Below are 18,163 nucleotides of genomic sequence, written 5' to 3' on the forward strand. Positions count from 1 at the left end.
GCCCCCACCTGTACGACGTGCTCCCGCGACCGCCCCTCAATCTCCAGGTACGGCGGAATCAGCGGCCACGAGTCGATCTCCAACTCAGCCCCCATCAACTCGAAACTCACCCGCCGATTCTCCTGATAAGACTTCGCCACAAACCCCATCTTCCCGAGCAGCTCGTTGGTCGCCTCGAAGTCCCCAACCACCACCTCGGTCTCCGTCGTCCCATCAATCCCGTCATGCGCAACCTCCTTAACCGCCAAGGTCACCACACTCCCCGTATCCCGCAACCGAACCCACCGCGACTCATCCCCATCCGCAATGTCATACACAAACCGCCGCATCAACCGCTCCCCCACCCGCCGCCCACCCAACCGAACGATCTCGCTCGCCAGCGCATCGGGATCGACCTCCAACACCTTCGCCTCGAACTCAATCGCCATACCGTCTCCTCCCACCCAGCCAGCGAGGGCTGTTGCCTGGTCGACCTAGGCGCTAGCGTCGCAGTTCGATCCCAACCGGGGAGGGACCAGTGGGCCGCAAGCTCGTCGTGTTGCGTGAAGACAATTCCGAGGCCGTGCTCGAAGAGATCCTCGCCCCGGACGAACAGAACCTTCACGACCGACTTCGTCTCTCCCCCGGCCTGTTGCCGATCGAGGATCTCGAACTCGACGGTCCACTGCTCGTCGTAGGCCAGGAGGTCAGCCTCGCGTCCGGAAGGATCGACCTCGTCGGCCTGGCCAGAAGCGGCGACATCCTCTTGGTCGAGTTCAAGACGGGACCTCAGAACCCCGACTTCCGCCACGTACTCGCTCAGCTCGTCGACTACGGAAGCGACCTCTGGGAGCAATCCCTCGACGAGTTCGACAACACCGTCGTACGGCGCTATCTCGCCAGCAGGTACTGCACCGACCCAAAGATGGCCGGCGCGCGCTCACTCGAAGATGCCAGGGCACGGATCTGGCCCGACATGTCCGAGTCAGACATCAGCCAGTTCCGGACCCGGCTCGCCGAGACCCTGGAAACCGGTGACTTCCACTTCATCGCAGTGGCACAGCGTTTCACCACATCGATGGAGAACTCGGTCAAGTACCTCAACCAGTCAATGAAGCGAGGAACCTTCTACCTCGCCGAGCTGATCCGCTACCAATCGACGCTCTCCGCCGAACCTGGCCAGCCGGTGATCAGTGCCTACGCCTGCCAGATCGTTGCCCGGCCAGAGCGCCGGCCGACCAGCCCGTCCGCTCAGATAGGCGAGGCCGAGCTCCTCGACTCCATCACCGACGACGAATACCGATTGGCGCTACAGCGGATCTTCGACGCATGCAAGGGAATCGGACTCAGATTCGAGTGGGGAAAGCGAGGCGCGTCGATCCGACTCCCCACGCCGGACCGAGCCGAGCCCCTGTCAATCGCTTGGATCTTCCGTCCGGACAGCACCTCCAACTGGTCCGGGCTGTCCCACCTCACCTTGGGATACGACAAGGAAAGCCTGGCAGCCAGGCCATCCGTCAAAGAACGCATCGAGCAATATGGCAAGGCGGCTCTCGACCTGCCGCACGGCAAGCCACCCAAGATCAAGCTGATCGTAGGAGCAACCTTCGATCCGTCATCAGTCGTGGCTCTTGAGGTCGAACTGATAGCCCTGATAACAGACACCGTCTCTGCGATCAACGAACAGGGACAACTTGCCTGAGGGCCCTGACCTGGAGGACCTATGCATTACGTCGGAGTCGACCTCGCGTGGGGCCAGAACAACATCACCGGTCTCGCAGTCCTCAACGCCACCGGACAGCTACTCGCCGCCACCCAACGGAAGACCGACAGCGAGATCATCGAGTGGCTGAGTCCGTGGACCACCGGCCCCTGCCTGGTAGCCATCGACGCACCGATCATCGTCACCAACCCCACCGGCAACCGCCCCTGCGAAAGCCTAGTGAGCCGGCACTTCGGCAAGTACGGCGCCTCCTGCCACTCGGCAAACCTCTCGAAACCCCACTTCGCCAACGGGACCCGCGCACTCCGCCTCGCGGACCAACTCGGCCTCGCCGTCAACCCCCAAGACCAATCCCAACGCAGAGCGGTGGAGGTCTACCCGCACCCCGCGATCGTCGTACTGTTCGACCTGCCACGCATCCTGCAGTACAAGCACAAGCCCGGTCGCGACCTAGAACACTTGCGACATGAACTGCTCCGCCTCCTCGACCACCTAGAAGACCTTCGCCACGCATCTCCACCACTACTACTCGAGGCCAGCCCCGATTCGCACCGCATCAGGCAAGCAGCCGCCGAAGCCCAGCGAAAAGTCGACCTCACCCGAATCGAAGACTCCATCGACGCCATAGTCTGCGCCTACATCGCGGCCTACGCAGTAGCCAACCCAACAGCCGTCCGAGCGATGGGCGACCTAAAGACCGGCTACATCCTGACGCCGGTAACGACGCAAATCGCCAACGCCTACGATTCAGTCTGAGGCCGTCCGGGCGCACCAGGGAGTCCACGCGAGCCAACCAGACGTAAGGGATGCCAACGACATTCGAGCCGTAGCAGGCATTCGTACGCCGCCCTCCACAACGAAGCTGGTCCCGGAGTCTCACATCCCTGAGCCAGCCGCCCACGAATTGCACCGACCGCGGTGTTTACTGATGGGTACGAACAGCAAAGACTCATTGGATGGAGCGGGCCCAGGGCTTATCCAGCAGCGTCTGCTACCCCACTGGCAGCTGCCTCAATATGCCTACTGAACTCGCTGTCAAGATAGTCCACCTTGCTATACCACCGGCTCCCAAGAATGTCCGCCATGCCATCTCGAGAAGACTCGAATAGGCTGTCACTATTCCGGAGCTCTTCATCCACATCTTTCACGGAATCCATGCGCCGAGTCTGCTGACGCAACTCAGCACAATCGTCCGGGACCACAGCATGGGGCAGCAACTTTGCAGGATCACTGATATATGGAGGCTCAGGCTTAACAAAAACGGCGATACTAAACATGTCTGGGGCGGGTCGATCTGCATGTAAGCGGTAGGAGTGAACGCTAGTGAGCCTATATTTCGCAGTTCGATGCTGCTTGCCGACGCCACTAATCCAGCGCAGGAACGCCAGGACGTGGAGGTGATTGAAAGTCTGATCACTACAGGAATCGGGGTCGGGAAATATTGCGTCAGACGCACCGAACACCGTGCGCGCAACACTCACCGACTCATCACCGCAGGCCTCGACGCCTCGCCGCAGCGCGTCGATAAGGCTGATCGCATTCAGCTCTCCTGCCTTACTTTGCCCTGTCCTGTCAAATGTCCCCGTAAGCAAGAGAACCCACGGCTCATCTCTGGCCATCTGAATCTTCAGCAGACCGCCGATAGCCGCATACATGCTATCGCGACCACCGGCCGGATCATTGGTCGCACTGCCGCAAAAGTCTAGATTGACAATATCGAATGACAGATCCTTCGCTGCAATATAGGCTGGCGACCGAACATCAGCAAGGCTCACGAAGTCGTCCGGGAGCACGTCACTTTCTCTGTGCACAAACCCGCTGCGCCGGAGTTCTTCCCGTGCAAGATTGAGATATGTTCCCTCAACACTCCCCTCACCTGCCGAGCGGTCGAGGCCGAGGTACCGCAGCGGAACGCCTTGTTTCGAACACTCCGCAGCAAACATAGTTACGTCAATCATGTCACTACCAGGAAGGCCAAAGTAGTTGACCGACTCGCGATTAGGCTTTACTGCGATGAGAGCGGGCAGCAGGCTTTTGAATGCGCCGAGCCACTGAGAGGTTCGTACCCTGTGTTTTCGCGGTCGATGCCAGCCCTTAAACTCCCGAGGAGGCAATTCCCGACCGACCGGTTCCTCGTATGGGAGCCCTTCGTCGAAATCGTCGCCCACTTCGACAGGCAGGTCATCATCCTGAGCCTCACCGTCCCATAGGTCCTCGTTTGTCATGAGTCGGCCCTCAGGACATTCGCAAGCGCCTGCATTAACTCCTGAGCTTTCTCGTCAGACAGGTATTCAAGCACGTCGAATGCGGCCAAGATCTGCGCGATCGCCGCCAGCCTCTGCTGTTCAGCCAGCGCGGCAGCACTGCGCCGCCGCGCTCCACCGAGAACCGCCTCCGGATCCAGCCGAATCGCGTCTACCTCGATGTCATCCGCCCCTCGCCCCCAAGTGACTGGCGGGGGCAGACCGCCATCGGGTTGATTAGCGCGCCACGCAGCTGTAGCGACACGTTGAATCTTCGATTCCGTACTTGCAGCCGCAGCGCTACGATTCTCCCGCCGGACTTCATTGGCGAGACTCTTCTGCATGTTAATTGACCGCCCAATCGCAGAATGAAGCCACGCAGTAACTCGCCGAGCATGAGGATGAGATTGATTGAAGCCCTCACGGTCGATATTCAAAGCGGATTCAAAGCCTTGGGTCACAAAGATCTCACATGACAACTGGCGAAGGCGTGCAATCTCCGCCACTTTATACTGCAGAAAGCCACGGTCAAATAATGTGCCACTTGCGCCATGGACCCGAATTAGAACACCATTATGTTCGGTCGGAGCAATCTTCGGAGCCCACATTAAATAGCCAGTAAATTCGAGCGGCCCGCCACTGCGGGCTGTTTCAAGGTCCTCGAATTCGTCACGCACATGGCCAGCGAATATCGACGGCATCTTCAGTGCATGGCTCGTCGCTGGAAGACTTCGAAAGCGCAACGGACGGCGTAATTCAAGATTGTCAATGAAAACCCGGAATGACTGTGACCCTTCACCGATATTTGAAGGCACTCCCAATGTATCCGCAAGCGTCCCATCGTTCACCTTTTCAGGCTTTGCTCGCGCATCACGTGGGCCCTTCCTTGCATCGGAAGGCAGCTTATAGCGAATAGCATCCTCGTTGCCGGTCATCAAAGGGTGGACGCCGATATAGGGCAAAGGAGCAGCGAGCGCAATATCCCAGACCGTCTGTAGATACTTGTCAAATAAATGCGTCGTCGAGGGGTTCCTCACCTTCACACCAGTCAACTGCGCCCACACCTGGTCAACGAGTTTCTCAAACGCCTCCAGGCCTGTGTCCTGAGGCCCCCAAGGGAGATTGTCTACCGAGCCTTTTGCGCCGTCCAATACCAGGCTTCCGGCAGCAAGGCGGCCGATATTGAATGCCGGAGGTGCCTCCCCGTGAGAAACGCGCACCCAACGGTCCTGGTCAGAAAGGGTCCTAACTGCGTGACGCTGCAGGTCAGTAAGTATGATCGTGGTGCCGCTGGATTCAACGTCACTGGCTTCAACGCGCCAGATTGACACCAACCCAGCCTCGTACTTGCCGTCGGCGATATCGTTTGTTTCGTCATCGTAGGTACGAAGACGAACTGACGCCACTGTGCGCCAAGGATCGTCCTTGACCTTTGTGATGATCTGAAACGCGTGAGTGAGTTGCGACACAGAGAAGAGTCCGATGCCAATGCGGCCGATCAGCCGCCGACCGCCCGGGCTTAGAAAGCGGTTGTCGGATTGAGTGACCTTTAGTTCGGCACCATCCTCTGACCGCTTTGCACTCCCTCCGATATGCTCGATTAAATGAGCAACTACCTCCGGACTCATGCCATTGCCGTCGTCAGAAACTGTGATACTTGAGAACCGAGGGCGGTCAGTCTGGATCACTACTTCACTCGCGTCGGCGTCATACGCGTTTGAAACGAGCTCACGAAGAGCACTTGCCGGCTCACGGTAGATGCCGTCCGTGACTCTTGCGAGGACCTTTTCGTCGGTCGTCAGCTTCGCCTGCACGACCTGATGGCCGCCCTGGCTACCTCTGATCTGTTTAGCCAGCGACGGCGCCACCAATTTGGAGTCCGCGACCTCATGTCCTTCGGCCATGTGAGCCACACTAGTCGCGCACGTGCAGGTCTGCGTATGCCCGGCGAGGCGCGAAGTGCATACGACTCGTACGCCGAGCGCAGGTCTCCTAGGCCCGCTATTAGGCGGAACTGATCGTCGTTGCCACGGCGGTGCAGATCGTTGAGTCGGTCGCGAGTCGGCGCCGGGTCGTTCGTCACATCGGGTCGGCGCGTGACGAGGCCGAACTCGGATTGCTCATCGAAGAAGCGAACCGGCTGCCTGCTAATGATCGTCAGGGAGTCCTTGACCTCGGCATCCCCGGCCGTCCCGAAAGCCGAACTGCTCTCGCCACCGGCACAGGTCGGGCTGTTCGCCGACATCGCGGTCCGCCGCTATCGCAGCAGATGGTGCAGCGTGCGCGTGTCCTCAAGGGATCATCAAGGCTGCTCCATGACGCCGTTGCTGGGGTCTACTCCAGACTCGGCTTTCGACATCGTGGGCGACGAGGACTACCGCGACCTGGTGATCGCACGCATGGTCGAGCCGACCAGTCTGCTCGACATCGACCAGGTCCTGGCCACAATGGGCCGAGTCTCAGCGAGCCTGTCGACTCGCAAACGCACGCTCGGGAAGGGACCTGTCGCGACCAGATGCTTCACAACCATGCCCTACCAGCGGCGACGGCAGCCTGGTGTTGCACGACATGTCCTTGCCACAGCACACTGTCCGGCCGTCGTCGTTAGCGCCCGACCGCATTGATGACGACTCGACTATATATCCGGCTCAGCCCGGGCCGCCGCCTTCGCGGCGAGCCAGGCGCGAACGGCTGCGGCATCGGCGTACCCCTGCCCCTTCAGGACGTCGACGATGTCTTGACCGCAGATCAGCACGATCGGGTGGCCATCGGTGCGGACCTCGGTGTAGGCCTGCGCGGCGAAATATGACGTGGTGACGAAGACACCGAATTCTCGATGCCGGATGCGGGAGATCAGGCGTGCGATGTCCCGGACACCGACCGATGTACTCGCACCGTAGCACTTGGCCTCGAGAGCGAAGTCGATGGTGATCTGATCGGATGGTGGCCCGAGGCTGTACTCGCCTACCGCGTCTCGGCCACCATCTCGGCTCGGCCGGGTGACATCGCATTTCCCCGTGGCCGGAGCTAGGAGCCTCCAAAGATCGACTGCGATTGACTCGAAGTCATGCTCACGGTCGCGGAAGTAGTCGCGAATCGCCGCAAGCATCCCTCGTTCGCCTGGATCGCTGGGGAACTGCTCGGTCTTGCTCCTGACCGTCATGGTGGCGGGCGCTTCCAAGGGCACGTAGACCCGCTCATCGACCCACGACTTCCATGGAGCCGGACAGCGCACGCTCTCGTAGGCGTTGCCCGCGAGCACGTCATTAATCCACGCTCGCGAGACGTGGCCAACGTCAAGAACAGTGAAGCGCGCACGGTAGTTCTGAAACCGTTGCCCGCCCGTACTGCGCCAGATCGCTACCAAGTCGTCGTCACTTGTCAGCGTCTCCGCACCTGGCACCAGCAGCCCGATGAAGGCAACGCTCCGGCCAGGCATCGCCCTATGGAAGAGTAAGAAGGGCGGGACTCGCCGCCGGTCGTCGGACGTACCGTGGCCGAGCGCGAAGACATCCCGAAGGAGGCGATTTCCCTCGCGCTGCGTCTGGTGAAGCTCACGTCCCGGCTTGCGATTATCCCCAAAGTAGGTGAAGACACCTGTCTGAGGGTCGAGGACATCGGGCCAGTCGGCCTCAGCCCCCGACGTGTACAACGCAACAAGGCGCACCGATTCTGAACGCACCGAGCCCTTTGGCCTGAATCCGCCTTGATTTCCAACCGGCAGAAGCCGCGCCAACGCATCGTCCGCGGCAGAGCCGGCTGTACCGCCGGCGTAGACCGCATCGACGATCAGATCCGCTGTCTCGAGACCCACGAACGGAAAGATTGGACCGTCATTCACGAGCGCAGGCTATCCTGCGCGAGGCCAACCGCTGGGATCACCTTAGCCAGGGCGACGACCGAACGTTATTCCGTCCACCTGGCCCTGGGGAGGAGTCTTCAGCTAGCTCGCGCAGACGGTCTGGAGTCGTCATAGCCATCCGCTCCATGCAGGGGCAAGTCCCACCACATAGAAACCCTCGCAGCGTCGGCGTATCCACGAGCCTCCTGGACGTGGCCGATGGTTGACCACAGATCACCGCTATCGGTTGCCGAATCCGCACGCACCGCGGGTGGATGCCCCGCCTGCGTGGACGGCATCATCGATCAGATCAGCGGAGCCTGAGCCCTGTGAACGTATAGATTGCTCCAGCACTCACCAGCTATCCCCCGGATGATCCGTGGAGCCGCTCCGGCTCGAGACAGACGACCGCTCTGCCATCGAGTCGGCCAGTGATCGGCGCAGCGCGCATTTGACAGCTAGCTCAAAGAGTCGAGGAGGTTCCGTCAGTGCCACCGCCGGCGGCGATAGTGGATCCAGAGATTGACGCAGTTGAGGCCGAGCTCCTGCGCCTCGATCCGAGCGGCGATAGGGTGGCCCGTGTTCTGCGCGAAACACTCGACCAGCTCCTCGACGGCCGTCGGCGAGGCCGGTGGAGCTACACGGATCTCCACAAGACCGAAAAGACGTACATGGGAACCTTGGTGGAGATCAACCTCCACCGGGAGTTTGACTTCGCAGACGGGGACGACACCGACTACCAGATTGCTGGAGTCCAGGTGGACTGCAAGTTCTCACAGAAGATCGGTGGCTGGGAGTTCGGGCCTGAACTGGTGGGCCATCTCGGTCTCGTGGTCTGGGCGAACGATCTACAGAGCATCTGGCGCGCCGGCTTGGTCCGCGCATCGACAGGGATCCTGCGCGAGTCCACGAATCGCGACGCCAAGCGGAAGCTGACACAGACAGGGCTTGCTCAGGTGCGATGGCTATGGGACTCCCATCCCGGTCTGGAGCCAAACCAAATCCTGCAGATGGACCCAATCCAGCGCGAGCGCATCTACTCCGCTGGACCTTCTGGACAGGCCCGCCTCGACCAGCTTTGCCGCGAGCTCCAGAGGGTCATTCTCCGACGGACCACTGTCGAAACGATTGGCTGGGGACTAGTCGATCCCCTGAAGCGAATGCGTGCCAACAAGGGCGCTCGCGACAACCTTCGCCCCGAAGGACTGCTCGTCCTAGGCCACCAGGACAACGACCCGCTTGTGGCGGCTGCTCTAGGTTTACCAAGACCCACGAAAGGACAGTTCATCGTCTGCCGCGTTGTCCCAGCCGAGGTTGGAACCGGCGCTGAGATCAGCGGAACGTGGTGGCGTCCAGCGGAACTGGAGGATCCCGTCGTCAGTGCTCCCGTTGTCCCGAGGAGAATCAGCACGGTCTATCCTCGTGTGCCGTGAGTGACGCAATGCTGCCCGATATGCCCTTCAACGAGCCGGAGCCGGACGCTGCGCGCGACGAGGTGCTGACCGCGTTCAGAGCGGCTGACCCAGACGGGAAACGGATGGCCGCAATCTTCCGGTCGACGTTCGATCAGCTGTACGACGGGCAGCACACCGGGCGATATCGGTGGGATCAGCTGTTCAAGACGGAGAAGACGCACTTCGGAACGCTCCTCGAGATCAACATCCGGAAGGCCTTTGACGACGTCATCGACGAGCCTGCCGACAGCGATCCACTCGACTACAAGGTTCGTGGTCACCATGTCGACTGCAAGTACTCGCAGCGCGACGGCGGCTGGATGCTGCCGCCTGAGTGCTTCGGGCAACTGCTGTTAGTGGCGACAGCAGACGATGCGCGGGGCACCTGGAGCCTGGGAGTTGTGCGGGCGAGCGACGCGAACCGCAACACGGGACAGAATCGTGACGCCAAGTCGACCTTGAACGGGCGGGGCCGGAAACAGATCGCGTGGCTCCACATAGCTGCCAGCCTTCCTCCCAACATCTTGCTAGGGCTGGACGCGACCACGATCGAGGCTGTCTTCGCACCAAAGAGTGGCCAGAAGCGGGTGAACGAGCTCCTGACCCGCGTCACTGAGACGCGCATTGGGCGGAACACCATCGCGACGGTCGCCCAGCAGGACGACTACATGGCGCGGCTGAGAGACAACGGCCACGGTGCTCGAACGACTCTCCGGAAGACTGGACACCTCATCCCTGGCGGCGACTACGAAGTCCACCGACAGGTGGCCCGGGAATTGGGCGCTGTGATTCCGGAACCTGGCGAGGTAGTTAGTCTTCGCGTAGTTCCGGCTGCAGAGGCTGATCCTTGGACGACCGAGCTGGACGGTCAGCACTGGCGCCTTGCTCGGAAGGACGAGACCTGCCACGAGCCGGCGCCCAAGTTGCCCAGCACCAAACAGGCGAAGCCCATTGTCCCCGAGGCGTCGGATAACGGTCGGCTGATATGAGCCGCCAGGCGCAAGCACGGACATCGCCAGAAGCGCCACCGCGTCCGCGACCCACGTCGTACGGCGAGACGCCGACAACGCCCGGGCGGTCGCGGAACATGCAGGCGATCCGGCGTACGAATACGAAGCCCGAAGTCGAGCTTCGGTCAGCGCTACATCGACGCGGGTACCGATTCCGGAAGGATCTGAGTATCTATACGGCGATACGGAGGGTTCGGCCAGACGTGGTGTTCACTGCCCGCCGGGTCGCCGTATTTGTCGATGGATGTTTTTGGCACTGCTGTCCGGAGCACGGACGACAGCCGTCGGTGAACTCGGGCTACTGGTCCCCGAAGCTGCAGCGCAACGTCGAGCGGGACAGGCTCGCGGATGCTGCCCTGCAGCAGGATGGCTGGACGGTCGTGCGTATCTGGGAACATGAAGAGCTCGAAGCTGCTCTCGCCACGGTGATTCGCGTGCTGGACGCGAGCCCCCACCGCTAACTCACCTTGGAGCGCCTCTGCGCCAGGTATTCATGACGGATGTGCTCGTCCTGGCCGACGAAGGCCCTGAACGTGCCGAGTTTGTAGGTTGGCTCGCCGTCTGCGTTTTCGCCTTCCTGCACATCGAAGTCACGCTTCAGGTGCTTCACGCGGATCTTGATCTCATCTGCGGTCAGTGCGTCCTCGATGCGCTCCTGGATCTCCGTGATCGTGAGCGGCTGATCAGCAGTGCGCAGGGCGCGGTAGACCTCGTCGTGCGTCACGGACTCGGCCTTGAGCCGCGGCTCGCCGTCTTGATTTAGCGCCGCGGCAATTTGAACGCCAATGGCTCTCGCCACGGGCGGCGGGAAGGCGTTGCCGACCTGGCGATAGCGGGAAGTCTTCTTGCCTGTGAAGGTCCACCGCGTCTCGTCGTCCCAGCCCTGGAGGCGCGCGACCATCTCTACCGTGAGCTTCGGCTTGAAAGCCGAGGGCATTTCCGCCGAGGGTGCTTCATTGGCGACGCCCATGCCGTCGACACCCATCTCAGCCCAAGCCCGCTTCGCACGAGTTGGCCCGAGATCGGCCCCTCCGTGCTTTTTCGATCCGCCCACGATTGTGGGCCCAACCTTGTTGGCCGTCCGAACCCACTCATCCGCGTCCCAGCCATTCGCTTCCATGAGGTCACGAAGCACCTCACCAACCGTCGGCTGATTCGGGGCTGCCTCTGGCCAACTGAAGTACTGCGCATACTCCTCGCGGAGCGCGACAAGGACGAAACGCGGGCGCAGTTGCGCGACACCGAAGTCTGACGCCTGAAGCAATCGCCAGTCTGCGACGTAGCCCAGCTCCTGAAGGCGATCAAGAACATGCTGCCGATAGGCCGAGAACCGCGGAGCAGAGAGTCCGCGAACGTTCTCAAGCATCAAAGCACGAGGCTGGATAACACCGCAGAGTTCTACTGCCCAGGCGAACAAGTCACGTTCATCATTCGCGCCAAGCTGCTTACCGGCGATTGAGAACGGAGGGCACGGAACGCCACCCGCCAGCAAGTCGGCGCCGTGGAACTCCTTGGGATCCCACACCGCTTCATCAGCAACGTCGCCTGTACGGACATCCCATTCGGGGCGATTGAATCTCAGCGTGTCCGCTGCTGTGGGGTCTAGCTCGACCGCAAGCCAATGCTCGAAGCCAGCCTGTTCAAGACCAAGCGCCTGACCACCCGCTCCTGCGCAAATCTCAACTACTCGCAACCGGCTCACGAGACCTCCCCGCATATCGAACATTTGTTCGAGTGTAGTGATCCTCTTTGCTGAGGGTCAAATCGCCCTGACAGCTAGGTGCGGATACCCAGGACCGCTGCGCAGCAGATCGCGGGGAAGCGTTCAACTGGTGCGTCGCGGCGCACATCATGCCGGGAGAAATCCGCTCTGTCAGGGGACCGAACAGGCAGAGCCTAGCTGCTCCGTGCCTTCAGTCTGCGGCGCCCTGCCGGTGGCCGGCCGACTACTACTGTCCGAGTGCGGCCGAGCACTCTTGGCCTGCACACGAATCCCACCTAGATGTAACCGGCCTTGGGTCGGCTTGCTCCGCTTCAACAGCTCGGTCGCAGATTGCCGTCGAGCGGGGCAGGGGCTGATGTCTGCCACTACCAATGTAGGAAGCTCAGACTGTGTGTCCTAGCGGAACGCTGAACAAGGCGAGAGCGTGACTAAGCACTGTCAATTGGCACGCCTGCCACTGAACTCGCTGTTCGTCTCTCCTTGCAGCAACCCATCGGCGCCCAAGAAGACATCGAGGAAGCCCGACGCCGCTCGCTCCCGCGCCCGGGAGCCGACTGTCGCTCGGGCCTCAAGCGATCGGCACGTCGGCATCCTGTTCGGTGAGTGGGACTGGGTTACCCTGGCCTCGCAGCGTCGGCGGAGGGAAGCGACGGTAGATGACCGGCTCATCGGAGGCTTGGCTTAGGCGGTCGCCGGATGGTTCGGCAGGCGATGACGTCGGCTCGGTCGTTCGCGAGTATCGCTTGGCACGGCGTCTCAGCCAGGTGTCGCTCTCCGAGACGATGGGCTTCACTCAGCAGTTTCTGAGTCAGGTGGAAAGCGGCACGCGAAAGGTGTCGCTGGAACATCGGCGGCGCTTCGCCGAGGAGCTTGGGATCCCGGCAGCCAGCCTCGGACTTTCCGACGGAACCGCCGCCAGGGGCACCGGGGACGAGTTGGCGAGAGCAGTGGCCATTAGCCGCGGGCAGTGGCGAGCTCAGCGCAAATGGCTCAACCAGCATCGCTCCGAACTCGCGAAGTGCGCTGCCAGGCTGTACTCCGCTGAGCACCGCCTGCCGAGGACACCCCTCATTGCCGGAGACGGTTGGCTCCCCGATGAGTTGATCGACGTAGAGTCGATTAAGTTGCAGCTGGACGAGACCGTCCGGGCTGGATGTGTGACTGGCAGGGAACCGCAGACTCTTCACGTGCGTCCGCTGCGGACTCCTGACACAGCCTTCGATACCTATACGTCGGCGGTCCGGCACCTCGACCCACCGACGCTCTTTGAGTCACGGCCGAGCTATCGGCTGCTTGGAGGCTCTCTAGCGCAGCGGATGCTCAAGTTTGGGCTGGGCGCCTACTTCGACAAGCTCGATGTATCGGAGGCGCTAGGTCATGAGATGGCGATCGCTTGCGCGGGAGGCATTCCAGAAGACGTCTCCATGCTCGGCGGCCAGTTGCCATTCCGCGAGCTGATTGGTGATCCGTTCGACCTAGCGCGTCGGTCAGTCATCCCGGCCATCACCACGTTGACGATCCGGCTACGGCGCTATCCAGCCGAGCCGTCGTACCTCCTGCACTGGCGCGACCCGGCCAAGGTGGCGACTGCGGCCGGGGTGTACGACGTGATCCCGGCGGGTGAGTTCCAGCCGTCGACGGTTGCTCTGTGGGACCGCAGGAACGATTTCTCAATCTGGCGGAACATCGTGCGTGAGTACGCCGAGGAGTTACTCGGCGAACCTGAACACGATGGAAGTCGCAGCGATCCCATCGATTACGCGAACTGGCCGCTGTACCAGGTCCTGAGCGACGCAAAGGCTTCGGGTGCCCTGACCGCATTTGTGGTTGGCATGGGTCTGGATGCCTTGACGCTGGCAGCGACGATTCTCACGGTGGTTGTCATCGACGATGACACCTTCACCCGAGCCTTCGGTCGGGCGGTTCGCTTCAACGACGAGGGTGAGATAGTCGGGATCGGCGACGGCCGCGGCGCCGACGGCATACCGTTCACTCAGCAATCAGTAGACCGCATGCTGGAATCCGAACCCATGGCGTCGCCAGGGGCCGCGGTTCTGGCCCTGGCATGGGAGCACCGTCATGAACTCATCGCCTAGCGCAAATAGCGAGTCCGATAAGGTCGCCGAGAGCCGCCGGAGGTGGTTTGACGAGCGTCGGTATCTCGTCGACAACCGGCACCAGTTGGCCATCGATGCCGCCGATGGATATGCCCCGGATCGCCGAGTCGCCGGGACTCCACTGCTCGCACCTGAATCGTGGATCCCGGCGAAGCCGATCCCGCTGACCTCGGTCGCGCTCGAGTTCGATTCCGCAGCGGATTTCACTGGAACTACCGGACGCGAGTCCGTCGCTCACGGATCCATACCACTCCGCATCGACGGAAGTCATTATGGATCCTATGCAGAAACCATCGCCGACCTCGCACCACCAGCGGTCTTCGAGAATCGGTCAACCTATCGATTGATCAGCGCTGATCTGACTACCGCGACCCCCTTCCTTCGCATGGGGCGAGGTACCTACTTCGACAGCATCAACACCGGCGAGGCTTCGGCCCATGAGTATGCTGCGCAGCGCCTGGCGCCGGCCAAGCCAGCGAGCCTGCGGTCAGCCATCGGCGATCCTTGGGACGCAACGAGCCGGCCGGTCAATATCGCGATCAGCACGCTGACCATCCGCCGTGACGAGGACACCGGTGACTCCACTTTCTTCCTGCATTGGCGCGATCCTGCCAAGGTCGGCCACGCCGGTGGGCTCTACCAGGTCGTGCCCGTGGGCATCTTCCAGCCGAGCGCAGCCGCGTCGTGGAACGAGCAACATGATTTTTCGCTGTGGCGCAATGTTGTCCGCGAACTGTCCGAGGAACTGCTCGGCGAGTCCGAAGACTATGGAAGTAGCGTCAAACCAATCAGCTACGACGAGTGGCCCTTTGCCGCTCGTCTCTCGGCCGGGCTTGACGACGGATCGGTACAGGCATCCTGCGTTGGCCTGGGAGTCGATCCCCTGACCTTCGCGACGGACCTGTTGACCGTGGTCTCCATCAACTCCCCGCTCTTCGACGAGCTCTTCGGCAAGGTCGTCGAAGCCAACGATGAGGGACGAGTACTCGCACCACAGCCCTTCACAGGCGAGGTTGTCGACGAGTTCGTACGCCATCAGCCGATGCAAGCTGCAGGCGCAGCGGTCCTCCAACTTGCATGGGATCACCGCCTAGGCTGACTGCGCTACAACTGGTAGTTGTACAACAAGCAGTTGTTGGAGACCTGGTCGTCCACTGCCTTTCAATGGCCATGTGGAAAACAACGAGCGGATCACCTTAGCCGTCGGCACCCGTGCAGTGTGCGGCTATCTCAGGAAAGCCTTCCTGATGACCAGCTCTGAAGTTGATGAGTTGCGTCGCTCGATCCTGGACTGCGCTGCGTCCCAGGAATTGACCGTGGACGCGATCTACGAAGAGGAGCTCGACCGAGCCTCCGATCAGCTCGTCGAGTGCATCGGCGCTCTCATTGGCGCTGACCAACCCGTCTTGATCATCCCGAGCCTCCTGCACTTCGCCGGCTTCGGCAATCCCCTCGAAGTCAGGCGTGATTTCCAGACCCAGGGCATCCACGTCCTCGTCGCACAAGATTCTCGTCCGAGATCTTGAGAGGCCCCAAACCGGCTGGCGCGGGCCGTGAGACCAGTCCGTCCTGCGCCAGCCTTCCAATCTGCTCCAACTGATCATCGACACTCACGAAAGTGGGCACTATGACAACCAAAACAGCAGTGACGCCATGGGGACTGACCCGGGTCAGCGAGCTCTCGAGGATGGTCGAGCTGCCGTACGCCAGCGCCGAACTCGATCCAGACACTCAGACTGCTCGCTATCGCGATGTCGATGGTTCTCTAATTGATCCGATCGAGGCCGGCAAGCACGGCTCGGCCACGAATACCAGCCCTAGGACAGGTACGAGCCGAGATGGCAGCGGCAGCCCGGCCCCCGATAGCGACACTGGCCATGACGGCGACCGCGACTGATGCCCGGGCCGACCGACGATCGACCCGCCGTACTGATCGTTACTGAGGTCGATGACCCCACAGCGGATCTCGTCATCGCTGAGGTGAACCGCCGTGGTCTTTGCCAGGTCGTGAGGGTCGACCCCGGAGACTTCCCGCATGATGTCGTTCTGGCAGGTGCGCTGAACACAGCCACCGGCCAGTGGCGCGGCGAACTGCGAACTCCCAGCCGACTTGTAGATCTGGCTGGGGTCCGAGCGGTCTATTGGCGGCGACCGAGCCCCTACAAGTTTCCAGGTCTCAGCAAGCAGGATCAGGACTTCGCAGCTGTTCAGGCGAAGGAGGGCTTCGGTGGGGTTCTGGCAGGCTTGGATTGCCGATACGTCAATCACCCGCACTGCAACTGGGTTGCCGAGTACAAACCAGGCCAGCTGTCCGCGGCTGTCCGACTCGGCTTCGAAGTCCCGGCGACGCTGATCACATCCGACCTGGCCGCGACGCGTGCGTTCGTGCAAGAACATGCTCCGGTGGTCTACAAGCCATTGCGGTTGACCGACCTGCTACGCAACGGCAGGCCCCTGGGCCTTTGGACACAACGGGTCGAACCAGACGAGATCGACGAGACCGTCGCGGGCACCGCTCACTTGTTCCAGGCCGAGGTAGTGGACAAGGTCGCTGACCTGCGTATCACCGTCGTAGGCGATCGGGTGTTCTGCGTGCGAATCGAGTCGGCCGCTCGGCTGCTGGATTGGCGTGCTGACTACGATGCGTTGTCGTACAAGGTGATGGAGCCGCCGGCGCGAATGGTTCCGAAGCTGCAGGCCTACCTGAAAGAGTTCGGCCTCAAGTTCGGCTGTTTCGATTTCGCCGTGGACCGGCACGGTACGCCGCATTTTCTGGAGTGCAACCCGAATGGTCAGTGGGCATGGATGGAACCACCGACCGGCCTACCTATGGCGGCCGCCTTCGCCGATGCCCTGGAGGGAAGACTGTGACACCGGAGAGCGTCGACCAGGACGCGGCTATGCTTCGCCATCGGCTTGCGCAGCAGATCGCAGATGAGGGAAAGGTTCGTTCACCGCAGTGGCTCGAGGCCATCGCGAATGTCCCGCGCCATGAGTTCGTGCAGGAGTTCTTCACCAGAGTTGAGGACGGGGCCGGACCGACACTCTGGGAGCCGACCGACCCACAGCGATCAGGCGTACGGCGATGGCTGGAGCTCGCATATACCGACAGCTCGCACGTTACGCAGCTCGATGGCCACCTAGCACCGTTTGACGTCACGTCGGGCGTGAACGGAACCCCGACGTCGTCGTCGACACTGCCCAGCCTGGTGGTGCAGATGTGGGAAGACCTCGATGCCCGCGACGGCGATCGGGTACTCGAAGTCGGCACAGGCACCGGCTACTCCACCGCGTTGGGGTGTTACCGGCTCGGCGACAAGAACATCACGTCGATTGAGGTCGATCCCAGCATCGCAGCCAAGGCACGGCAGTCCTTGGAAAGAGTTGACTACCACCCTCATCTGATCGCAGGAGACGGCCTCAACGGCGTACCTGATGGCGCTCCATACGACCGGATCATCGCGACGTGCGCTCTACGGAGTGTTCCTCCGGCATGGATAGAGCAGTCTCGTCGAGGCACCGTGATCCTTGTGACGCTTTCCGGTTGGCTCGGTGGTACCGGTCTGGCCAAGCTGACAGTCACCGGCACCGGCACCGCCGAAGGCCGCTTCTTGCCTGGCTACGTGAGCTTCATGCCTGCCCGCGCTCACGCTTCCCAGCCTGCGACTATCCCAGTGCTTGACGACAAAGCACCATTGCGGTCGACGGCTTTTGGCCCCGATGTCATCAGCTCGTACGGAGCGGCGCAGATGATCGCACAGCTCGCCGCACCCGACGCTCAGTACCTGCAACTCATCGCCGACGATGGCGCGGCCGAACACCTAGTCGTCCAGGATGACTCCTCCTACGCGCACTTCGCGGGTGAGCCTGGCAATTGGGCGGTGCAACAAGGAGGTCCGGTGCAGCTGTGGGACAAGGTTGAGGAGGCGCTGGCAAAGTGGCATGCCTCCGGACAACCGAACTTGGACACCTTCCGAATCAGAGTAACTCCAGATCGCCAGGTGATAGACGTCGCCGGCTGGACGGGCGAACTTCCGACCAGGACGATCGGTGGGAGCTCGACCGGGTAGAAG

The 18,163-nt window shown here is 61.5% G+C and carries 16 protein-coding genes and 1 pseudogene; 12 read left to right on the forward strand and 5 right to left on the reverse strand.

Going from position 1 to position 18,163, the window contains the following annotated elements:
* Positions 1–428, reverse strand: a 428-nt coding sequence (locus E1261_RS06560; RefSeq protein WP_132403439.1) for a CYTH domain-containing protein, incomplete at its 3' end; no start/stop codon positions are given.
* A gap of 89 nt (positions 429–517) precedes the next feature.
* On the opposite strand from E1261_RS06560, the gene E1261_RS06565 reads away from it, so the two are divergent.
* Complete coding sequence (locus E1261_RS06565; RefSeq protein ID WP_132403442.1) at positions 518–1,681, forward strand: hypothetical protein; 1,164 nt, start codon at positions 518–520, stop codon at positions 1,679–1,681.
* Between the two features lie 21 nt (positions 1,682–1,702).
* Positions 1,703–2,458 (forward strand): DUF429 domain-containing protein, encoded by a 756-nt coding sequence (locus E1261_RS06570; protein WP_132403445.1) that lies wholly within the window; start codon positions 1,703–1,705, stop codon positions 2,456–2,458.
* A gap of 218 nt (positions 2,459–2,676) precedes the next feature.
* Here the strand turns inward: E1261_RS06570 and E1261_RS06575 are convergent, their stop codons facing one another.
* Together E1261_RS06575 and E1261_RS06580 are read right to left on the reverse strand one after the other, a co-directional pair.
* Positions 2,677–3,927: a PP_RS20740 family protein gene (locus E1261_RS06575; protein WP_132403448.1), complete on the reverse strand. Its 1,251-nt coding sequence runs from the start codon at positions 3,925–3,927 to the stop codon at positions 2,677–2,679.
* Positions 3,924–5,849 carry an ATP-binding protein gene (locus E1261_RS06580; RefSeq protein ID WP_132403451.1) on the reverse strand — a complete coding sequence of 642 codons (1,926 nt, stop codon included), beginning with the start codon at positions 5,847–5,849 and terminating at the stop codon, positions 3,924–3,926. Before E1261_RS06580 ends, E1261_RS06575 begins: the two co-directional genes overlap by 4 nt.
* A gap of 110 nt (positions 5,850–5,959) precedes the next feature.
* Between E1261_RS06580 and E1261_RS47070 the strand changes: the two are divergent.
* Positions 5,960–6,519 (forward strand): annotated as a pseudogene (locus tag E1261_RS47070) (IS1634 family transposase); the annotation flags it as partial.
* 61 nt (positions 6,520–6,580) lie between these two features.
* Here E1261_RS47070 and E1261_RS06585 read toward each other — a convergent pair.
* Positions 6,581–7,786: a restriction endonuclease gene (locus E1261_RS06585; RefSeq protein ID WP_132403453.1), complete on the reverse strand. Its 1,206-nt coding sequence runs from the start codon at positions 7,784–7,786 to the stop codon at positions 6,581–6,583.
* A gap of 488 nt (positions 7,787–8,274) precedes the next feature.
* Between E1261_RS06585 and E1261_RS06590 the strand changes: the two genes are divergently transcribed.
* From E1261_RS06590 to E1261_RS06600, 3 genes are read left to right on the forward strand one after another with little or no spacing between them, the layout of a single operon-like run.
* Positions 8,275–9,219: a NaeI family type II restriction endonuclease gene (locus E1261_RS06590; protein WP_132403456.1), complete on the forward strand. Its 945-nt coding sequence runs from the start codon at positions 8,275–8,277 to the stop codon at positions 9,217–9,219.
* Positions 9,216–10,229, forward strand: coding sequence for a NaeI family type II restriction endonuclease (locus tag E1261_RS06595; RefSeq protein WP_132403459.1), 1,014 nt, complete (start codon positions 9,216–9,218; stop codon positions 10,227–10,229). Before E1261_RS06590 ends, E1261_RS06595 begins: the two co-directional genes overlap by 4 nt.
* Positions 10,226–10,711, forward strand: coding sequence for a very short patch repair endonuclease (locus E1261_RS06600; RefSeq protein ID WP_132403462.1), 486 nt, complete (start codon positions 10,226–10,228; stop codon positions 10,709–10,711). The genes E1261_RS06595 and E1261_RS06600 overlap by 4 nt, the downstream gene beginning before the upstream one ends.
* Here E1261_RS06600 and E1261_RS06605 read toward each other — a convergent pair.
* Positions 10,708–11,976: a DNA cytosine methyltransferase gene (locus tag E1261_RS06605; protein ID WP_238176046.1), complete on the reverse strand. Its 1,269-nt coding sequence runs from the start codon at positions 11,974–11,976 to the stop codon at positions 10,708–10,710. The genes E1261_RS06600 and E1261_RS06605 overlap by 4 nt on opposite strands.
* A gap of 653 nt (positions 11,977–12,629) precedes the next feature.
* Here E1261_RS06605 and E1261_RS06610 point away from each other — a divergent pair.
* From E1261_RS06610 to tgmC, 6 genes are all read left to right on the forward strand, one after another.
* Positions 12,630–14,069 carry a helix-turn-helix domain-containing protein gene (locus E1261_RS06610; RefSeq protein ID WP_132403465.1) on the forward strand — a complete coding sequence of 480 codons (1,440 nt, stop codon included), beginning with the start codon at positions 12,630–12,632 and terminating at the stop codon, positions 14,067–14,069.
* Complete coding sequence (locus E1261_RS06615) at positions 14,053–15,189, forward strand: transcriptional regulator (RefSeq protein ID WP_132403468.1); 1,137 nt, start codon at positions 14,053–14,055, stop codon at positions 15,187–15,189. Before E1261_RS06610 ends, E1261_RS06615 begins: the two co-directional genes overlap by 17 nt.
* 73 nt (positions 15,190–15,262) lie before the next feature.
* The gene (locus tag E1261_RS06620; protein WP_132403471.1) at positions 15,263–15,616 is read left to right on the forward strand and encodes a hypothetical protein; all 354 of its coding nucleotides are present in this window, start codon (positions 15,263–15,265) and stop codon (positions 15,614–15,616) included.
* Positions 15,617–15,717: 101 nt separating this feature from the next.
* A complete protein-coding gene (gene tgmA / locus E1261_RS06625; protein WP_132403474.1) occupies positions 15,718–15,987 on the forward strand; it encodes a putative ATP-grasp-modified RiPP in 270 nt (89 codons plus the stop codon).
* Positions 15,987–16,961 (forward strand): ATP-grasp ribosomal peptide maturase, encoded by a 975-nt coding sequence (gene tgmB, locus E1261_RS06630; RefSeq protein WP_132403477.1) that lies wholly within the window; start codon positions 15,987–15,989, stop codon positions 16,959–16,961. Before tgmA ends, tgmB begins: the two co-directional genes overlap by 1 nt.
* Entirely contained in the window at positions 16,958–18,160 is a 1,203-nt protein-coding gene (gene tgmC / locus E1261_RS06635; protein ID WP_238176047.1) for an ATP-grasp peptide maturase system methyltransferase, read from the forward strand. Before tgmB ends, tgmC begins: the two co-directional genes overlap by 4 nt.
* Positions 18,161–18,163 lie beyond the last annotated feature (3 nt).

The sequence above is a fragment of the Kribbella albertanoniae genome (genome assembly GCF_004348455.1).
Lineage (GTDB): Bacteria > Actinomycetota > Actinomycetes > Propionibacteriales > Kribbellaceae > Kribbella > Kribbella albertanoniae.

Coding starts and splice junctions, on each gene's coding strand:
- E1261_RS06575 (WP_132403448.1), bottom strand. CDS start 3,927: ATGACAAACGAGGACCTATGGGACGGTGAGGCTCAGGATGATGACCTG.
- E1261_RS06570 (WP_132403445.1), top strand. CDS start 1,703: ATGCATTACGTCGGAGTCGACCTCGCGTGGGGCCAGAACAACATCACC.
- E1261_RS06580 (WP_132403451.1), bottom strand. CDS start 5,849: ATGGCCGAAGGACATGAGGTCGCGGACTCCAAATTGGTGGCGCCGTCG.
- tgmA (WP_132403474.1), top strand. CDS start 15,718: ATGACAACCAAAACAGCAGTGACGCCATGGGGACTGACCCGGGTCAGC.
- E1261_RS06600 (WP_132403462.1), top strand. CDS start 10,226: ATGAGCCGCCAGGCGCAAGCACGGACATCGCCAGAAGCGCCACCGCGT.
- E1261_RS06610 (WP_132403465.1), top strand. CDS start 12,630: ATGACCGGCTCATCGGAGGCTTGGCTTAGGCGGTCGCCGGATGGTTCG.
- E1261_RS06605 (WP_238176046.1), bottom strand. CDS start 11,976: ATGTTCGATATGCGGGGAGGTCTCGTGAGCCGGTTGCGAGTAGTTGAG.
- tgmB (WP_132403477.1), top strand. CDS start 15,987: ATGCCCGGGCCGACCGACGATCGACCCGCCGTACTGATCGTTACTGAG.
- E1261_RS06615 (WP_132403468.1), top strand. CDS start 14,053: ATGAACTCATCGCCTAGCGCAAATAGCGAGTCCGATAAGGTCGCCGAG.